This window comes from Amycolatopsis sp. DSM 110486 (assembly GCF_019468465.1).
GTDB lineage: Bacteria > Actinomycetota > Actinomycetes > Mycobacteriales > Pseudonocardiaceae > Amycolatopsis.
This window is the reverse complement of sequence record NZ_CP080519.1, coordinates 9250115-9266173: the sequence shown is the minus strand read 5'-3', so window position 1 is coordinate 9266173 and position 16059 is coordinate 9250115. Positions and strand designations below refer to the sequence as shown.

The following is a 16059-nucleotide window of genomic DNA, read 5'->3' as shown; positions in this document are numbered from 1 at the left end:
TCATGCGGCTTTCCGGTTTTGAGGCTCGCACCAGATTTGCCGCCGCTCGGGTGGCCCGCCTGGCGACCGTCTCGGCTGCCGGCGTCCCGCACCTGGTACCGGTGACCTTCGCGGTGTCCGGCGACGAGATCGCCTTCGCCGTGGACCACAAACCGAAGTCGACGACCTCGTTGCGACGCCTGGCGAACATCGCGGAGAACCCGTCGGTGTCCTTCCTGGTCGACGCCTACTCCGACGACTGGTCCCAGCTGTGGTGGGCGCGGGCGGACGGCGTCGCGCGCGTGCTGGATCCGGCCGCGCGGGCCGAGCCGGTGTCGTGGCTGGTGGCGAAGTACCCGCAGTACGCCGAGCGCCCGCCGGAGCACGCCGTGATCCTCACGACCGTCCGTTCGTGGCACGGCTGGTCCTTCGCATAACGGTGTGACGACGGCGGCTGACGATCGCCGGGTGATCGACGATCTTGCTGCCGACCGGGTTCGCGCTGGAGACGCCGGCCCAGTCGATCATCAGCGTCGCGTACCCGAAGAAGCTCATCGTCGCGTGCAAGAACGTGGCGATGGAGTCGTGGGACAAGGCCGTGGAGGATTTCAAGGTGGACGAAACCTTCTCCGCCCCCGCTCTCCCTGGGGTCGACGCGCAGTACGGGTTCTGCGGCGCCGCCACCGACGCGCCCGATGCTCGCAAGTGCTTTCTGTTCCTCGCGCACGGCGATCGGCAGAGGCCCTCCAATCCAGCGAAGTGAACGACGAGGGATTGAAACCCGGCAAGGCGAAGAAGAGCCTGCTGACCACGCTGCCGATGTTCGCCGGGGCCTTCACGAAGGACCGGTAACGATCACCGGGTGATCGACGATCTTGGTGCGTGCACAGACGGATTTTGTGGAAAACGGCGGTGGTGTCCGGTCTCGCGGTCCTGGTCGCGGGGTGTTCGTCCGGCGCGGCGACGGCGCCGCCCAGCGTGATGCCGAAGGCGCCGCCCGTGTCGAGCAGTGCGCCGCCTTCGCCGGTGGTGCATCCGCCGACCTTGGAGCGGCTGCTGCCGACCGACGACGAACTGGCGAAGGTCGGGCAGGACGAGTACGTGCAGCCAGTCGAGTACATCATCGGCGAGACCACGCCGCTGCGGCTGGTGAATGCCTGCGGTGCGGCGCAGCCGTGGGACGCGAAAGCCAAGCTGGGCGCCCAGGCGCATTCGAGCGATCGCAGCGGGGAGATCGCGCAGCTCGTGGCCGAGTACGACGGTTACACCGGTGCTCAGGTCGTGGATGGCGTGAAAAAGGCGCTCGCCTGTGGCCACGTGACGGTGCAGCACCTTGATTTCGCGTCGGTCAGCGAGTTCACGGCGCCGAAGGTGGCGGATGCGCAGTACGGGTTCTGCGCGGCGCCGACCGAACCCATCGGGGTGCGGATCTGCGTGCTGGTGCTGGGCAAGGGTGATCGTGCCGAGGCGCTCGTGTTCAAGAACATCGACTGGGTCGACAAGGCGGGCCAGTCCGTGTTGAAGAAAGTCGCCCCGGTGTTCGCCGAGGCGCTCGCGCGGTCTTAGTCCTGGGAAGCAGGGGAAGCAGCAGGAGCGGCAGGAGCTGCGGGGAGGAACTTCTCTTCCCGCGGTCGCCGCCACGCCGCGATGAGGCCCAGCGGGTCCGGGCGCAGCAGCGACGCGGCCGCGTAGAGGCTCACCACCACGACGATCGCGATGAACCACCAGTCGTACAGGGCCTGCTCGCCGGTCGGGTAGTACACGAGGGTCACGAAGACCGAGACGGCGACCACGGCGGAGAGGTTGCGGCGTCCCCAGGGGAACGCGGAAATCAGCACGAAGCCCCATGTGAGGTACCACGGCAGGGTGGGCGGCATGAGGATCGCGACGGCCAGCAGGGTGATCGCGGCGCGGTAGACGGCCTTGGCGCCGCCTTCGCGGGCGAGCCACCATTGGCGGATGCCGAAGGCGGCGAGGCCGAGCATGGCGATCGCGCGGGCGACGGTGACGAACGGCGAGGCCTGGACGTTGGCGACGAGGTGCACGAGGTTGTACACGGCTTCGCCGATGCCGGTCGGGAAGTTGAGCCAGTTGGCGATGAGCTGGGGCGCCGCGAGGCCCGACCACCAGCCGAGGTTGAGCGAGCCCAGTGAGAGCCACGTGCCGGCGACGAACACGGGCAGGAAAAGCCCGACGGACGCGGCGCCGGCCTTGAAGAAGTTCTTGACCTTCGACTCGCCGGTCATGTTCGCGGCCCACATCCACACGAGGAAGGGCAGCGCGACGGCGGCGGTCGGTTTGATCAGCATGCCGATGGTGACGAGCACGACGGCGACGATGTACTTGCGTTCGAGCGCGGCGAGGACGCCGGTGGTGAGGAACCCGAGCATCATGAGGTCGTTGTGCGGGCCGCCGAAGAGGTGGATGACCATCATCGGGCTGGCGACCGCGAGCCACAGCGCCACGGGCAGCTTGCCGCCGAGGTGCTTCACGAGCCGCGGCAGCGCCCACAGGGTCATGCCGAGGCCGACGAGCAGCACGACGCGGGTGAGGATCACGCCGGCGATCATGTTGTCCTGCGTGATGGACACGATGCCCTTGGAGATCAGCAGGAACAGCGGCCCATACGGGGCGGGCGTGGTCTGCCACAGCGGGTGGACGTTCTGCACCACGTTGGGGAGCACGTCGAGCTCGGCGGGGCCGTTGGCGTACGGGTCGAGCCCGTAGAGCAGCTGCGCGCCCTGGCCGAGGTAGGAGAAGACGTCGCGGGTGAACAGCGGCGGCGACACCAGCAGGGGCGCCATCCAGCACAGCGCGGCGATGAGGATCGGTTTGCTGCCGATGCGGCCGGCGAGCACGTAGCGGCCGAGGCGGACCCAGGCCCAGACGACGAGCGCGAAGCCGAGGTAGAGCAGTGCGTTGGCGAGCGCGCGGCCGTGGCCGTAGCGGATCCACGAGAGGGGCCCGTGGCCGAGGACGGGGTCGCGGATCAGGATCCCGCCGGCGCCGAGCGCGGCGAGCATGAGCAGCGTGGTCCCGATGGTGCCCATCGCGATCGTGCGGTATGGGAACCGCGAGGGCGTGAGGAATCGCGCGTCCGGGGCGCTGATCGCGGACGGCTGCGCGGAGTCGGTGGTGGTCGCCATTTCGATCCAGGAGATTACCGGGTGAATCTTCGCCTCACCGCACGGGCTCCCGCACCGATGCCATTTCGCGCACCTGTTCGGATGGCCGGCGTGCGGTCCGGGTGAATCTTCCGCCCGTGGGTGGTGAACGTCGGTTTTTCCGGAAGCTGTCCGGAACGCTCAGCTGCCGCTGGTCGCGCGCTGGGCCGTGCCGCCGGGCAGGGCGGCGAGCAGGGAGCGCGTGTACTCGTGCCGGGGGTCGAGCAGGACCTGTTCGACGGTGCCCGTTTCGACGAGCTCGCCCCGGTACATCACGGCGACGCGGTCGGCGATGTTCCAGGCCAGGCCCAGGTCGTGAGTGATCACGAGCCCGGCGAGGCCGAGCTCGCGCCGCAGCCGCAGCAGCAGCGCGAGGATCTCGCCGCGCACGGACGCGTCGAGCGAGGCGACGGGTTCGTCGGCCACGAGCACGGCGGGTTCGAGCGCGAGGGCACCGGCGATGACCACGCGCTGGCGCTGGCCGCCGGAGAGCTCGTGGGGCAGGCGGTCGAGGAACTTCTCCGGGGGCCGCAGCTCCGCCGCCTCCAGGGCCTTGAGCACGGTCTCGCGTTCGGCGGGCAGGCCGTGGATGCGCGGGCCTTCCGCGACGGCTTCGTAGACGGTGTGGGCCGGGTTGAGCGCGCTGGTGGGGTCCTGCAGCACGAGCTGGACCTTGCGCCGGTACGCGCGCAGCGCGGCACCCCCGGCGGGGATGGGTTTGCCGTCGTGGCGGACCGCGCCGGAGTCGGCTTTCTGCAGGCCGAGCAGTGTGCGCGCGAGCGTGGTCTTGCCGGAGCCGGACTGGCCGACCAAGGCCACGATCTCGTCGCGGCGCACGGTGAGGTCGACGCCGTTGACGGCGTGGATGCGCTTGCCGGTGCGGTCGCGGAAGCTCACGTGGAGGTTCTCGGCTTCGAGCGGCGGCGTGTCGTCGGGCCCGGCGCGGTGTTCGGGTTCGGGGGGCAGCGGGGTGCTGGTGGCCGGGGCGAAGCGGGACACGGGGTCGCCGACGGTGGGGAACGCGGCGGCGAGCGCGCGGCTGTGTTCGTGGTGCGGGTCGGCCATGAGCTCGGCGCTGGGGCGTTCTTCGACGAGCTGCCCGTCGTACATCACGGCGATGCGGTCGCAGGTGGCGGCGAGCACGGACAGGTCGTGGCTGATCATGACGAGCCCGATGTCCTGTTCGGCCACGAGCTTCGACAGCAGCGCCAGCACCTGGGCCTGCACGATCACGTCGAGCGCGGTGGTGGGCTCGTCGGCGATCACCAGGCGGGGTGAGCAGGCCAGGGCCATCGCGATCATCACGCGCTGCTTCTGCCCGCCGGACAGCTCGTGCGGGTAGGCGCCGGCGCGCGAGGTCGGCAGGTCCACCTGTTCGAGCAGCTCGGCGACGCGGGCTTTCACCTGGGTCTCGCTGAGCGCGCCGGTCTCGGGTGGGTGCAGGCGCAGGGGTTCGGCGATCTGCTCGCCGACGCGGCGCACGGGGTTGAGCGCGTGCATGGCGCCCTGGAACACCACCGACGCCTCGGCCCAGCGCACGGTGCGCAACCGGCCCCAGCGCATGGTGCTCACGTCTTCGCCGTCGAGCAGGATTTCACCGGTCACGTTGGCGCTGCGCGGGAGCAGCCGCAGGACACTCATGGCGACGGTGGACTTGCCCGAGCCGGACTCCCCCGCCACGCCGAGCGTGCCGCCCGCTTCGAGACGCAGGTCGACGCCGCGGACGGCGGAGATGTCGCCGCCGCCGGTGCGGTAGGTGACGCCGAGGTTCTTGAGTTCGAGCAGGGCGGTCACTGGTGTTGTCCTTTGAGCCTCGGGTTCAGCACCGTCTCCAGCCCGCGCCCGACCAGGGTGAAAAACAGCACGACGAGCACGATCGCGATGCCCGGCGGCAGCAGGTTCCACCAGGCTCCGCGGGTGACGGCGCCGGTGGAGAGGGCGGTCTGGAGCATCGCGCCCCAGGAGATGGCGTTCGGGTCGCCGACGCCGAGGAACGCTAGGGTCGCGTCGGCGATCACGGCGTTGCCGACGACCAGGGTGGTGTTGGCGAGCACGAGCGGCAGCACGCCGGGCAGCACGTGCCGGCCGATGACGTGGAGGTGGCCGCCGCCGAGAGCACGGGCGCGCTCGATGTAGGGGCGGCTCTCGATGGTGAGGGTCTGGGCGCGCACGAGCCGGGCGGTGCTGGGCCAGGCGGTGAGGCCGATGGCGAGGATGATCGTGCGCGGGCTCTGCGGCAGCACCGCCGAGAGCGCGATCGCGAGGATCAGCGAGGGCAGCACGAGGAAGAAGTCGGTGAATCGCAGCAGGATCGCCGAGAACCAGCCGCCGAAGTGCGCGGCGGCGATGCCGACGATCGCACCGATCAGCACGCTCAGCACGGTGGCGGAGAATCCGACGAGCAGCGAGAGCCGGGTGCCCCAGATCGTCATGAGCAGCACGGAGCGGCCGTCGATGTCGGTGCCGAGCCAGAACTGCCCGTCCGGTGGGCTGAGGGGACGGCCGGTGGCCTTGGTGACGTCGAGACCGTCGGAGTCGCTGATCAGGGGTAGCAGGATCGCGACGACGACGGTCACGGCGAGCAGGCAGAAACCGATCAACGCACCCTTCTGGGTGGCGAAGTCGCGCCAAGTGCGCGCGACCGCCGCGCGCCGACGGCGCCAGGTGATGGCGCGCGAGGTCTCGGTCGGGGCGGAGGTGGTCATGCGGTGCGCACCCTCGGGTCGAGTACGCGGTAGAGCAGTTCCGCGAACAGGTTCATCAGGACCACGGCGCTCGCCAGCACGACGAGCACGCCTTGCAGCACCGGGAGGTCGGGCCCGTGGATCGCGTCGTAGGTGAGCTGCCCGAGACCGGGCCAGGAGAACACGGCCTCGACGGTGACGGCGCCGGAGACGACCATGCCGAACTGCATGAACACCAGCGTCACGGTGGGCAGCAGCGCGTTGGGCACGGCGTGGCGGCGGCGCACGAGGTCCTCGCGCAGGCCTTTGGCGCGGGCGGTGGTGAGGTAGTCGGCGTTCATCTCCCCCAGCAACGACGAGCGCATCACCAGCATGTACTGCGCGTAGAAGACCACTAGCAGGGTCACGCACGGCAGGATCAGGTGGTGCAGCACGTCGAGCGTCTGCGGGAGGAAGCCGGGTGCCGCGTCGGGTGAGTGCATGCCGCGGCTGGGGAACAGGCCGCCGGTGGCGACGAGCAGGATCAGGCCGAGCCAGAATTGCGGGACCGACCACAACGTCAGGGCGATGCCGGTCTGGGCGCGGTCGAAGAAGCTGTTTCGCTTCCACGCGGCGCGGATGCCGAGCCACAAGCCGATCGCGACGGCCAGCACGGTGGCGCTGCCGACGAGCAGCACGGTGGGCCAGAGGCGTTCGCCGATCATGTCGAGCACGGGCCGGCGTTCGATGTAGGACTCGCCGAAGTCGCCGCGGAACAGGCCGGTGAAGTAGTCCCAGAACTGCGTGAGCATGGGCTTGTCGATGCCGAGGCGGTCGCGCAGTTCGGCGATCTGGGCGGGGTCGGTGGGGCGTTCGCGGACCATGAACGCCACCGGGTCGCCCGGCAGGAGCCGGAACAGCAGGAAGCCCAGCACGATCACGAGCAGGATGCTGGCGACGGCTTCGGCGACCTTGGTCAGGACGAAGCGGAGGGTCCCGGTGCCGCTTCGCTGCTCGTCGGGGTCGACGAGCAGCGAAGCCGGGTCCGAAGGGGAAAATGCCTGCGTCAAGAGGATTTACTCCCGGTCGTCCGCGGCTTTGCCGCGCCGGCCGAGCAGGACGCCGCCGCCGACGAGCACCACGACCACGACCGCGCCGAGCACGATCCACAGCACGGTGTTCGAGCCGCCGCTCTCGGCGGCGGTGTTCTCCGTGCCGGCGGGGACGGCGCCGTAGACGCCCCAGTAGCCGGTCTGCTCCAGGATCGAGCCCTGGGGCTGCGGCTGGGTCTGGAAGCCGGAGAACTTGTCGGAGCGGTAGGCCTCGAGCGCGTTGTCGTAGTCGAGGACGACGTTCACGGCCTGGCTGTAGAGGCGCGCCTGGGCCTGCTTGACGTAGCCGGCGCGGGTGGCCGGGTCGGTGTCGGTGAGCTGCTGCTTGTAGAACCCGTCGTAGGTCGGGTCGCAGAAGAAGGTGTCGGTGGTGGCGCCCTTGCCCTCGGCGTTGGGCCGCGAGGCGCAGGTGTGCAGCGCGAGCGCGTAGTCCGGGTCGGGGTTGGTGGCGTAGCCGGAGATCACGAGGTCGTAGTTGCCGGCGGTGGTGCGGTCGTTGAGCTCTTCGTCGGAGACGAGCTCCTGCTTGACCGAGATGCCGATCTGCTGCAGCCAGCCCGTGACGTACTGCGCGGTGCGCTGGTCGAACGCACGGTTGGCGTGGCCGGTGAGGCGCAGCTCGAGGCGCGCGCCACCCGGGGCGATCCGGACGCCGTCCGGGCCCTTGGTGTAGCCGGCCTGGTCCAGCGCCGCGTTGGCGGCGGCAAGGTCGAACTTGCGGGCCTCAGTCGGTGCGGGATCCCAGTGGTAGGCGGAGTAGATCGGCGGGATGACGCCTCCGCCGAGCTGGCCGTAGCCCCCCATAACCTTGTCCACGATGGTCTTGGTGTCGATGCTCTGGGCGATGGCCTGTCGCAGGCGGAGGTCCTTCAGCACGGGGTTGCCGTTGCCGATGGGCTTGTTGTTCACGTCTTCGACGCCGAAGTTGATGTTGATCTCGTTGTAGCGGCGCCCGGGTGCCTTGTTGGTGGCGATGTTCGGCTGGCCCGCGAGGGCGTCGAACTGGGTCGGGGTGAGCCGGTTGATCACGTCGACCTCGCCCTGCTTGAGGGCGTTGACGGCGGCCTCGACGTCCTTGAACACGAGCAGCTGCAGCTCGTCGACCTTGGGCGCGCCGCGCCAGTAGGACGTGTTGGCCTTGAACTTCACGTACTCGTTCTGCTTGTACTCGGTGAGCTGGTACGGGCCGTCGCTCACGCCGACCACGGACAGGTCATCGGTCTTCGGGTCGTTGAGGTCCTTGATCGGCGCCCAGATGTGCTCGGGCACGATCGGCACGTCGAGCAGGTCCATGGTGGCCTGCACGGCCTTCGTCTTGATCACCAGCGTCGTGTCGTCCGGCGCGGCGACGCTCTGGAAGTTGGCGACGTAGTTGCCGTTCGCGGTGCGCGCGGTCTCGTCGTCGAGCATGCGCTGGAAGGTGAACGCCGCATCCTTGGCCGTGACCGGCTGCCCGTCGGACCACTTCACGCCCTGGCGGATCTTGAACGTCCAGGTGAGCTTGTCGGGCGAGGTCGTCCACGACTCCGCGAGCGCGGGCGAGGCTTCGGCCTTGTCCGCGCTCGGGATGGTGAGGAACTCGTAGATGAACCGGCCGACCTGCGTCGACGCCGCGAGCGACGCCGTGAACGGGTTCAGGTGATCGATCCCGGTCGTGAGCGCCACCCGCAGCACTTTCGGCTGCGCCGGCTGCTGCGCCGCGGCGGTGCCCGCCAGCGGCAAAATCGCCATGGTTCCCGCGGCCAGAACCGCGATGACGCGGTTCACCCCGCGCCGAACGTGCTTGATCCGCACTTGAAGACCACCCCATCGTCTAGCCCCAGATTCGAAAAGTAACCACATACCGAGGGAAGGGCGCAATATGTTCCGACAACTGTGCGGGTCCGATCGTTATGTGCGAAGCGGGGTCACCGTGGGTGACCTCGGGTGTTCCGCCGCGGGCCGGACGTAGGATGACTAGAGTGCCCGCATGCGGATCATGGTCTCGGCGGACATGGAAGGCGCCACGGGCGTCACGTGGACCGACGACGTCGTGCCCGGCACCGAGCCCTGGCAGCGGTTCCGGCGGTTGTTCACCGGTGACGTCAACGCGGTGCTGGCGGGGTTGTTCGATGCCGGTGCGTCCGACGTCCTCGTGAACGAGGCGCATTCGTCGCAGCGGAACCTGTTGCTGGAGGAGCTGGATCCGCGGGCGCGGATGCTCACGGGGCGCCACAAGCCGTTGTCGATGATGCAGGGCATCGATTCCGGTGTGGACGGTGTGGTGTTCCTCGGTTACCACGCGGGCGCGGGGTTCGACGGGGTGCTGTCGCACACCTACCTGGAGAACCAGATCACCGGGGTGTGGCTGGACGACGTGCCCGCGAGCGAGGGCCGGCTCAACGCGGCGCTGGCCGCGGAGTACGGCGTGCCGGTGCTGCTGGTCAGCGGTGACGACCAGGCGTGCGAAGACGCCCGTGACTACGCTCCCGAGGCGGAGCTGGTGCCGGTGAAGGAATGCGTGAGCCGGTACGCGGCGATCTGCCTGCCGCCGGTGCGCACCGCGGAGCTGCTGAGGACGGCGGCGCTGGACTCGTGCGTGCGGGCCGGGCGGGTGGAGCGGTTGCCGGGGCGGCACCGGATCGAGGTGGAGTTCGACGCGAGCCACCTGGCGCAGGCGACGGCGGTGATCCCGACGGTGGAGCAGATTGGCACGCGCCGCGTGGGGTTCGACGCGCCGAGCATGACCGAGGCGATGAAGGCGTTCAAGGTGGTCACGGCCATCGCGGCGGGGGCGGTGCAGGGTATCTATGGCTGACGTCGTAGAGCTCTGCGCGGACTTGATCCGGTTCGACACCACCAACCGCGGTGGCGGGGACTCCGAGGGCGAGCGGGAGGCGGCGGAATACGTCGCCGAATTCCTGGGGCGGCACGGGGTTTCGGCGAAGATCGTGGAGTCGGCGCCGCGACGGGCGAACGTGATCGCGCGGATCCCGGGTGCCGATCCGGCGTTGCCGGCGCTGCTGGTGCAGGGGCATCTGGACGTGGTGCCGGCGGACGCGGCGGACTGGTCGGTGGCGCCGTTTTCCGGTGAGGTGCGCGACGGGTTCTTGTGGGGCCGGGGCGCGGTGGACATGAAGGACTTCTGCGCGATGGTGCTGTCCGCCGTCGCGTCGGGGCTGCGGCCGCGCCGGGATCTGGTGCTGGCGTTCGTGGCGGACGAGGAGGACAAGGGCGACTTCGGGGCGCATTGGCTGGTCGAGCGGCACCCGGAGCTGTTCGAGGGCTGCGTCGCGGCGATCAGCGAGTCGGGTGGCTACAGCTACCACGTGCCGGCGGCCGACGGGCGCACCGTGCGGCTGTACCCGGTCGGGACGGCTGAGCGCGGCACCGCGCACATCAAGCTGACCGCGCGCGGCCGGGCCGGGCACGGTTCGCGCCCCAACGACGAGAACGCCGTGACCATGCTCGCCGACGCGTTGCACCGGATCGCCGGGCATCGCTGGCCGGTGCGGCTGACCCCGACCGTGCGGGCGTTCCTGGACCGCGCCGGTACGGCTTTGGGCGTGCCCGTGGACCTTTCTTCGGGTGACGCGGTAGACGCGACGGTGGCGCGGCTCGGTCCGGCGGGTTCGCTGGTGCTGCCGACGGTCCGCAACAGCACCACGCCGACGATGCTGTCCGCCGGCTACAAGGTGAACGTGATCCCGTCGACCGCGACGGCCCAGGTGGACGTGCGGGTGCTGCCGGACGCGGAGGACGAGCTGTTCGAGGTCCTCGACTCGCTGCTGGGTCCCGGGGTGACGCGGGAGTTCGTAGCGCACCAGCCGCCCGTGCAGGCGCCGGTGGACTCGCCCTGGTTCGACGCCATGGCCGCCGCGCTGCGCGGCGAGGATCCCGACGCCGTGGTGGTGCCGTACTGCATGGGCGGCGGCACCGACGCGAAGGCGTTCTCCAAACTGGGCATGGCGTGTTACGGCTTCGCTCCCCTGTCGCTGCCCGAGGGGTTCCCGTACCGCGCGATGGCGCACGGCGTCGACGAACGCGTGCCGGTCGACGGGCTCCGGTTCGGGACGCGGGTGCTGAAGCGGTTCCTGGAGTCCTGTTAGGCGCCCTTGTCCCGGGGGGTTCTGTTGACCGGCAGGCGAAGCGGGTTGTGGGCAATCGCGTGGTCGCGGAAGGCGGCGACAGCGGTCGAGCGCGTCGCCCGCCAGGCGGATCACATGGAAGGGGTCCCTCACCGCGACTGCGTCGGGAAGCTCCTCGGTAGTGGCGGTCTTGAAGCCGGTGACCCGTCCATCGCAACGACCTCCACGGCGTCGCGCCATGCCTCGGGGCGCTGGGAGAGCCAGGTTTTGAACGCCTGCTTGGAGCGGCCCTCGACCATGTCGAGCAGCCGTGCAGGTCCGGTGCCGTCACGGATCCCGGTGAGGTCGATGATCACCGTGACGTACTTGTCGCCACGGCGGGTGTGACGCCATACGTGCTCATCAATCCCGATCGCGGTGACGCCGTCGAACCGGCGCTCGTCATCGATCAGCAGCCGCTTGCCTTCGGCCAGGACGGCGTCGTTGGCGGAGTTCCACGCGACCCCGAGGCCTTCGGCGACCCGGGCGACGGTCAGGTACTGGACCACGATCGCTTCCAGCGCCCACCGCAGCCCGCGGCGCGACAACTTCGCTCGCGGCTCGGCCGCCAGCGTGGTGTCCTGACGCCAGACGTGCTTGCAGTCGGTGCATCTGTAGCGACGCACGATGATCTCCAGCATCGTCGCGCGCCAGCCCCGCGGTTCGTGCGCCAACCGACGGACGACACTGTCACGCGGGACGCCTTCACCGCCGCAGCGACGGCACCACTGATCGGACTTGACGACCCGGCACGTGATCACCGCGCGGTCTAACTCGAGACGCTGTCCTATGGCTTCGAGACCGAGCTCGTCGAGTCGGCAGAACGTGGTCAGGTCAGGGCACGCGAAACCCGCCGCCGTATGGCGGGCGGTCACATCTCCTCAGTGATGAGCGGCCTCGTTTGGCGCTCGCCAGGTGGCCCGGTGCGCGCAGGGGCGCTGTCGCGCGATGTCGCGGCCCGGAGCAGGAGCAGCGGCGTGGCAAGCAGCACAAGGCCGGCCAACCCGATCGCGATCCTCGTCGACGTCAGCGCTGCCAGGACGCCCCACGCGAGCGTGAGGAAGGCCGTAGCGAGGCTGCTGCTGATCTGCCACGCCGACAGCGTCCGTGAGAGTCGCACGTGCTCGATGTGCTTGAGCCGGAAGGTCGCGACCACCGGGTTGAACAGGCTCATCGGCATGATGACACCGAACTCGATGACCATGACCAGCAGCAGTCCGGCGATGCCGGTGGGAATGAACGCCAGTCCAATCGGCCATAGGACCGCGCCGATGGCCGCGAGCCACATGACCTTGTGCTCGCCGTACTTGGCGACTGTTGGACCGGCAAGGCGCGAGCCGACGAATCCGCCGATGCACGGTACGGCGAAGGCGAGTCCGTACTGCCACGGCGCGAAGTGGAGGTCACGCAGCATGAGCACCGCGACCAGCGGTTCCTGCGCCATGATGAGGCCGCCTACGGCGAGGCGGTTCAGGAATACTGGACGCAGCTGCGGGTGGCTGAGCAGGTACCGCCAACTGTCCGGCAGATCCCGCAGGGTGACCTTCTTCGCCGCATCCTTCATGGGAGTCGGCTCGCGGCCGCCGATGGCGGTGATGCCGAGCGCTGAGAGCAGGTAGCTCAGGCCGTCGGCGACAACGGTAGTGGTGTAGCCGAACAGCCCGATCGCGGCGCCGCCCAGCGGCGGGCCAATCGCGATCGAGCTCCACCATGTGGATTCGAAGCGGCTGTTGGCCGCCAGGAGGTCGTCGCGGGCCACGACCGACTTCAGGTAGGCGCCGCTGGCGGTGGCGAACCCGATCTTGGCAGCGGCAACCACGATCGCGACGAGCAACAGCTGCACGTAGGTCAGCCAGCCGAGCCAGTAGGCCAGCGGAATGGTCGCCATCGCGGCGAAGCGCAGCAGGTCCATCGTGATCATGACGGTCCGCTTGCGTCGGGTTTCGATCCAGGGCCCGGTCGGGATAGCGACGAGGGCACCGACGATGAGGCTTGCCGACGAGAGCGCGGAAACGCTGGCGGGGCTGGAGTGCAGGACGCTGATGGCGATCAGGCCGAAGGCGCCGAACCCGAGACCGGAGCCGTAGGCACTGACCACGTACGCGGCCCACAGCCATCCGAACTGCCGCCCGAGCTTCCTGCGTGCCACGTCGTTCCTCCATCTCGTGTATCCACAACCGTCCGTACTGCTCGGGATATGCAATCCCCAGTGGCGAAGCGGGAGGTAACAACCGATCTGGCGGCGCGCCACAACTCCCCGTTGTGTCACTAGGGTGAGTGTGTGGATCTCGACGCGGTGCGGACCTTCCTCCAGGTCGCTTCGGAAGGACAGTTCCAGAGCGCGGCCGACGAGCTGGGCGTCACTCAGCAGGCTGTCTCGAAGCGCATCGGTGCCCTCGAGCGCGAGCTCGGCGTGGTTCTCTTCGCCCGCGGGCCTCGCGGCGCCACGCTGACGGTCGACGGCCAGGCGTTCCTGCCGCACGCCCGCGAGCTGCTCCAGGCCGAGGATCGCGCTATCGCATCGGTGATGCCCGGACGCCGAGCGCTCCGAGTCGACGTACGGAACCGGCGGACGGCACCGGCCACCCTCCTTCATGCCTTCTATCAGCAACGCCGCGGGCTCGACCTGAACGTCGTCGCATTGGCCGACCTCAACCTCGAGGCGGCGCTCGCGGCGGTCGCGAGCGGCACCGTCGACGCCACCTTCCGCGGCCTGACCGACCCGAAGAGGCAACTCTCAGGCACGGGACTCTCCAGCGCCCTGGTCATCGAGGACCGCCACGAGCTACTGGTCGGCCCGAAGCACCCGCTTGCCGATGCCCCCTCAGTGACCCCACGCCAGCTCGCCGATCACCCGATCTGGATGCCGGGGCTGCCCAGCGGGGACGAAGTCGCGGCCTACTACGCCGAGCTCGCCGCCACTTTCGGGATCACCATCGACGTCCTGGGCCCTGCGTTCGGGGCCGAGGTGCTGATGACCGAGATCGCCGAGTCGGCGACACTCGCGAACCTCGTCGGCGAAGGCTCCCGCTATCTCTGGCCCGCGCACTACGACCTTCGACGCATCCCGATCGTCGACCCCACACCGGTCTTCCCGCTTTGGGTCATCTGGCGTACCGACAACCGGCAGCCCGATCTGGCCGAGCTGCTCGCCTTCCTCGAAGCCGACTTCGCCGGCCGACAAGGCAGCGACAGATGGCACCCGTCCTGGGCGCGCCACGGCCACTAGTCAGAGCTGCTGCAACTTTGGTGAGCAGCTGCGACGCCGTCGCCGTGTCAAAGTTCCCAGTCCACCCTCATCTGTGATGAGCCGTCAAACCCTGTCAGCAATCACCATCGGATCTGATTGGATTCGCGCCGCCTCGAACCCCCGGATTGCACGGGTTCATTGGACGCGCCGACTGCCTGTCGTCAAACAATCGTTTGACGACAGGCAGGGCAAGGTTGTCCTTACCGCTAACCGCTGCGCTTCCTTCTGGTGTGAGCGGACAGTTCAGGCGTGACCCTGCTTGGTCTGGGGGGACCGGCTCAATCGGGTGGCGGTCCGGCTCAGTCGGCGTCGGCTGCGGTGTCCTGGGCGGGCTTGAGCCGCAGGGCCAGGGCGGCGGTGACGAGGCCGAGGACGGCGAGGGCGTAGAAGGCGATGCGGTAGCCGTCCACGACGGCCGTGTTGCCGCTGCTGGTGCTATGGCTGGTGACGGTGGTGGAGATGGTGACCAGGACGGCCAGGCCGAGGGCGGCGCCGAGCTGGCGGCACATGTTGATCAGCCCGGAGGCGACGCCGGCGTTACGCGGGTCGATGCCGCTGGTCGATGCGACGATCGCAGGCATCATCGTCAGGCTGGTGCCCGCACCGACGACCACGGTGGGCAGCAGCACGTGGGCGACGTAGTCGGAGTGGACGGGCAGCTGCCCCACCCAGGTCAGTCCTGCGGCGACGATGATGCCGCCGATCACCACCAGGCGGCGCGCGCCAACGATGGGGATCAGCTTCTGGGACAGCAGAACTCCGATGCTGATGACCGCGACCATCGGCAGGAGGGCCAGTCCGGTGCGCACGGCGCTCTGGCCCAGGACCTGCTGCAGATACAGCGAGAGGAAGAACAGCGGCGCGGTGATGACGGCGCCCATGCACAGCGTAAGGACGTTGCCCATGCGCACGTTGGCGAGGGAGAAGATCCCTAGCGGGATCAGCGGGTCACTGCTGCGGCGTTCGATGGCCACGAACGCCGCGAGCAGGAGCACGCCGGCCACCAGGGAGACGACCACGCGGGCCGATCCCCAGCCCGCGTCGGGTGCAGCCGAGACGCCGTAGACGAGTGCCGCGGCCGACAGTGTCACGGTGATCGCGCCGGGAAGATCGATGCGAGAGCGCCGCTGTCCGGTCTCGGTCGGTGCCAGGCACATCAGGCTGGCGATCAACAGGCCGATGCCGATCGGCACGTTGACCAGCATCACCCACCGCCAGCTCACCGACGCCAGCAGCCCACCGACGACGATGCCCGCGGCCCCGGCACTGGAGGCGGCAACACCCCACCACGTCATGGCCCGGGTGCGCTGGGAGGGCTCGGTGTGACTGGCCGTGATCAGGCTGAGGCTGGACGGTGCCAGCGCCGCCGCCCCAGCTCCTTGCACCAACCGGGCCGCCAGCAGCATCCAGCCGTCCTGCGCCAGCCCGCCGGCCAGGGACGCCAGCGAGAAAACGACCAGTCCGACCTGAAAGACGCGGCGGCGCCCGAACAGGTCGCTGGCGCGCGCAGCGAACAGCAGCAGACCGCCGAAGGCGACCAGGTAGCCGTTGACCACCCACTGCTGGGCAGAGGGCGACAGGCCCAGGCCCGACTTCATGCTCGGCAGGGCCACGTTCACGATGGAGGAGTCCAGCACCACCATGAACTGCGCCACGCATGCGACGGCCGCGACGGCCGCGAGTCCGACACCGCGCTTGGCCACCCCGTGTGAGGGGTCTGTCTCTGACGGCGCGGATGCGCCGGCGCTTGGGGAGAGGTGTGATCGGCTGGGCATGGCTGTGCTC

At 69.3% G+C, this 16059-nt stretch carries 13 protein-coding genes and 1 pseudogene; 6 read left to right on the top strand and 8 right to left on the bottom strand.

The features are described from left to right. Positions 1-2: 2 nt before the first annotated feature. From K1T34_RS44730 to K1T34_RS44720, 3 genes are all read left to right on the top strand, one after another. Positions 3-416, top strand: coding sequence for a TIGR03668 family PPOX class F420-dependent oxidoreductase (locus K1T34_RS44730; RefSeq protein WP_220240686.1), 414 nt, complete (start codon positions 3-5; stop codon positions 414-416). A gap of 44 nt (positions 417-460) precedes the next feature. Next, the gene (locus K1T34_RS44725; protein ID WP_220240685.1) at positions 461-742 is read left to right on the top strand and encodes a hypothetical protein; all 282 of its coding nucleotides are present in this window, start codon (positions 461-463) and stop codon (positions 740-742) included. Between the two features lie 215 nt (positions 743-957). Then, entirely contained in the window at positions 958-1545 is a 588-nt protein-coding gene (locus tag K1T34_RS44720) for a hypothetical protein (protein WP_220240684.1), read from the top strand. Here K1T34_RS44720 and mptB read toward each other — a convergent pair. The 5 genes from mptB to K1T34_RS44695 all read right to left on the bottom strand — a co-directional run bounded on the left by mptB (position 1542) and on the right by K1T34_RS44695 (position 8649). Then, positions 1542-3125 carry a polyprenol phosphomannose-dependent alpha 1,6 mannosyltransferase MptB gene (gene mptB / locus K1T34_RS44715; RefSeq protein WP_220240683.1) on the bottom strand — a complete coding sequence of 528 codons (1584 nt, stop codon included), beginning with the start codon at positions 3123-3125 and terminating at the stop codon, positions 1542-1544. The two genes, K1T34_RS44720 and mptB, sit on opposite strands and share 4 nt — an antisense overlap. A 159-nt stretch (positions 3126-3284) precedes the next feature. Further along, complete coding sequence (gene nikE, locus K1T34_RS44710; RefSeq protein ID WP_220240682.1) at positions 3285-4937, bottom strand: ABC transporter ATP-binding protein; 1653 nt, start codon at positions 4935-4937, stop codon at positions 3285-3287. Then, the gene (locus K1T34_RS44705; RefSeq protein ID WP_220240681.1) at positions 4934-5848 is read right to left on the bottom strand and encodes an ABC transporter permease; all 915 of its coding nucleotides are present in this window, start codon (positions 5846-5848) and stop codon (positions 4934-4936) included. The genes nikE and K1T34_RS44705 overlap by 4 nt, the downstream gene beginning before the upstream one ends. Next, entirely contained in the window at positions 5845-6876 is a 1032-nt protein-coding gene (locus K1T34_RS44700; protein WP_220240680.1) for an ABC transporter permease, read from the bottom strand. Before K1T34_RS44700 ends, K1T34_RS44705 begins: the two co-directional genes overlap by 4 nt. A gap of 6 nt (positions 6877-6882) precedes the next feature. Beyond that, positions 6883-8649, bottom strand: coding sequence for an ABC transporter substrate-binding protein (locus K1T34_RS44695; RefSeq protein ID WP_255638847.1), 1767 nt, complete (start codon positions 8647-8649; stop codon positions 6883-6885). Between the two features lie 238 nt (positions 8650-8887). On the opposite strand from K1T34_RS44695, the gene K1T34_RS44690 reads away from it, so the two are divergent. After that, positions 8888-9715 carry a M55 family metallopeptidase gene (locus tag K1T34_RS44690; RefSeq protein ID WP_220240678.1) on the top strand — a complete coding sequence of 276 codons (828 nt, stop codon included), beginning with the start codon at positions 8888-8890 and terminating at the stop codon, positions 9713-9715. Further along, a complete protein-coding gene (locus tag K1T34_RS44685; protein WP_220240677.1) occupies positions 9708-11006 on the top strand; it encodes a M20/M25/M40 family metallo-hydrolase in 1299 nt (432 codons plus the stop codon). The genes K1T34_RS44690 and K1T34_RS44685 overlap by 8 nt, the downstream gene beginning before the upstream one ends. Positions 11007-11078: 72 nt before the next feature. Here the strand turns inward: K1T34_RS44685 and K1T34_RS44680 are convergent. Further along, positions 11079-11899, bottom strand: a pseudogene (locus K1T34_RS44680) (ISL3 family transposase); the annotation flags it as partial. Further along, positions 11896-13173 carry an MFS transporter gene (locus K1T34_RS44675; protein WP_220240676.1) on the bottom strand — a complete coding sequence of 426 codons (1278 nt, stop codon included), beginning with the start codon at positions 13171-13173 and terminating at the stop codon, positions 11896-11898. The pseudogene K1T34_RS44680 and the gene K1T34_RS44675, both read right to left, overlap by 4 nt. A 132-nt stretch (positions 13174-13305) precedes the next feature. Here K1T34_RS44675 and K1T34_RS44670 point away from each other — a divergent pair, with 132 nt between their 5' ends. Continuing rightward, positions 13306-14253, top strand: a complete 948-nt coding sequence (locus K1T34_RS44670; RefSeq protein ID WP_220240675.1) for a LysR family transcriptional regulator — start codon at positions 13306-13308, stop codon at positions 14251-14253. Positions 14254-14573: 320 nt separating this feature from the next. Here the strand turns inward: K1T34_RS44670 and K1T34_RS44665 are convergent, their stop codons facing one another. After that, on the bottom strand, positions 14574-16049 hold the full coding sequence (locus K1T34_RS44665; protein ID WP_255638021.1) for an MFS transporter: 1476 nt from the start codon (positions 16047-16049) through the stop codon (positions 14574-14576). Positions 16050-16059: the final 10 nt, after the last annotated feature.

Bases quoted from the DNA above. Each gene is read 5' to 3' on its own strand.
- K1T34_RS44730 (WP_220240686.1), top strand. From the start codon at position 3: ATGCGGCTTTCCGGTTTTGAGGCTCGCACCAGATTTGCCGCCGCTCGG.
- mptB (WP_220240683.1), bottom strand. From the start codon at position 3,125: ATGGCGACCACCACCGACTCCGCGCAGCCGTCCGCGATCAGCGCCCCG.
- K1T34_RS44705 (WP_220240681.1), bottom strand. From the start codon at position 5,848: ATGACCACCTCCGCCCCGACCGAGACCTCGCGCGCCATCACCTGGCGC.
- K1T34_RS44695 (WP_255638847.1), bottom strand. From the start codon at position 8,649: ATGGCGATTTTGCCGCTGGCGGGCACCGCCGCGGCGCAGCAGCCGGCG.
- K1T34_RS44690 (WP_220240678.1), top strand. From the start codon at position 8,888: ATGCGGATCATGGTCTCGGCGGACATGGAAGGCGCCACGGGCGTCACG.
- K1T34_RS44685 (WP_220240677.1), top strand. From the start codon at position 9,708: ATGGCTGACGTCGTAGAGCTCTGCGCGGACTTGATCCGGTTCGACACC.
- K1T34_RS44665 (WP_255638021.1), bottom strand. From the start codon at position 16,049: ATGCCCAGCCGATCACACCTCTCCCCAAGCGCCGGCGCATCCGCGCCG.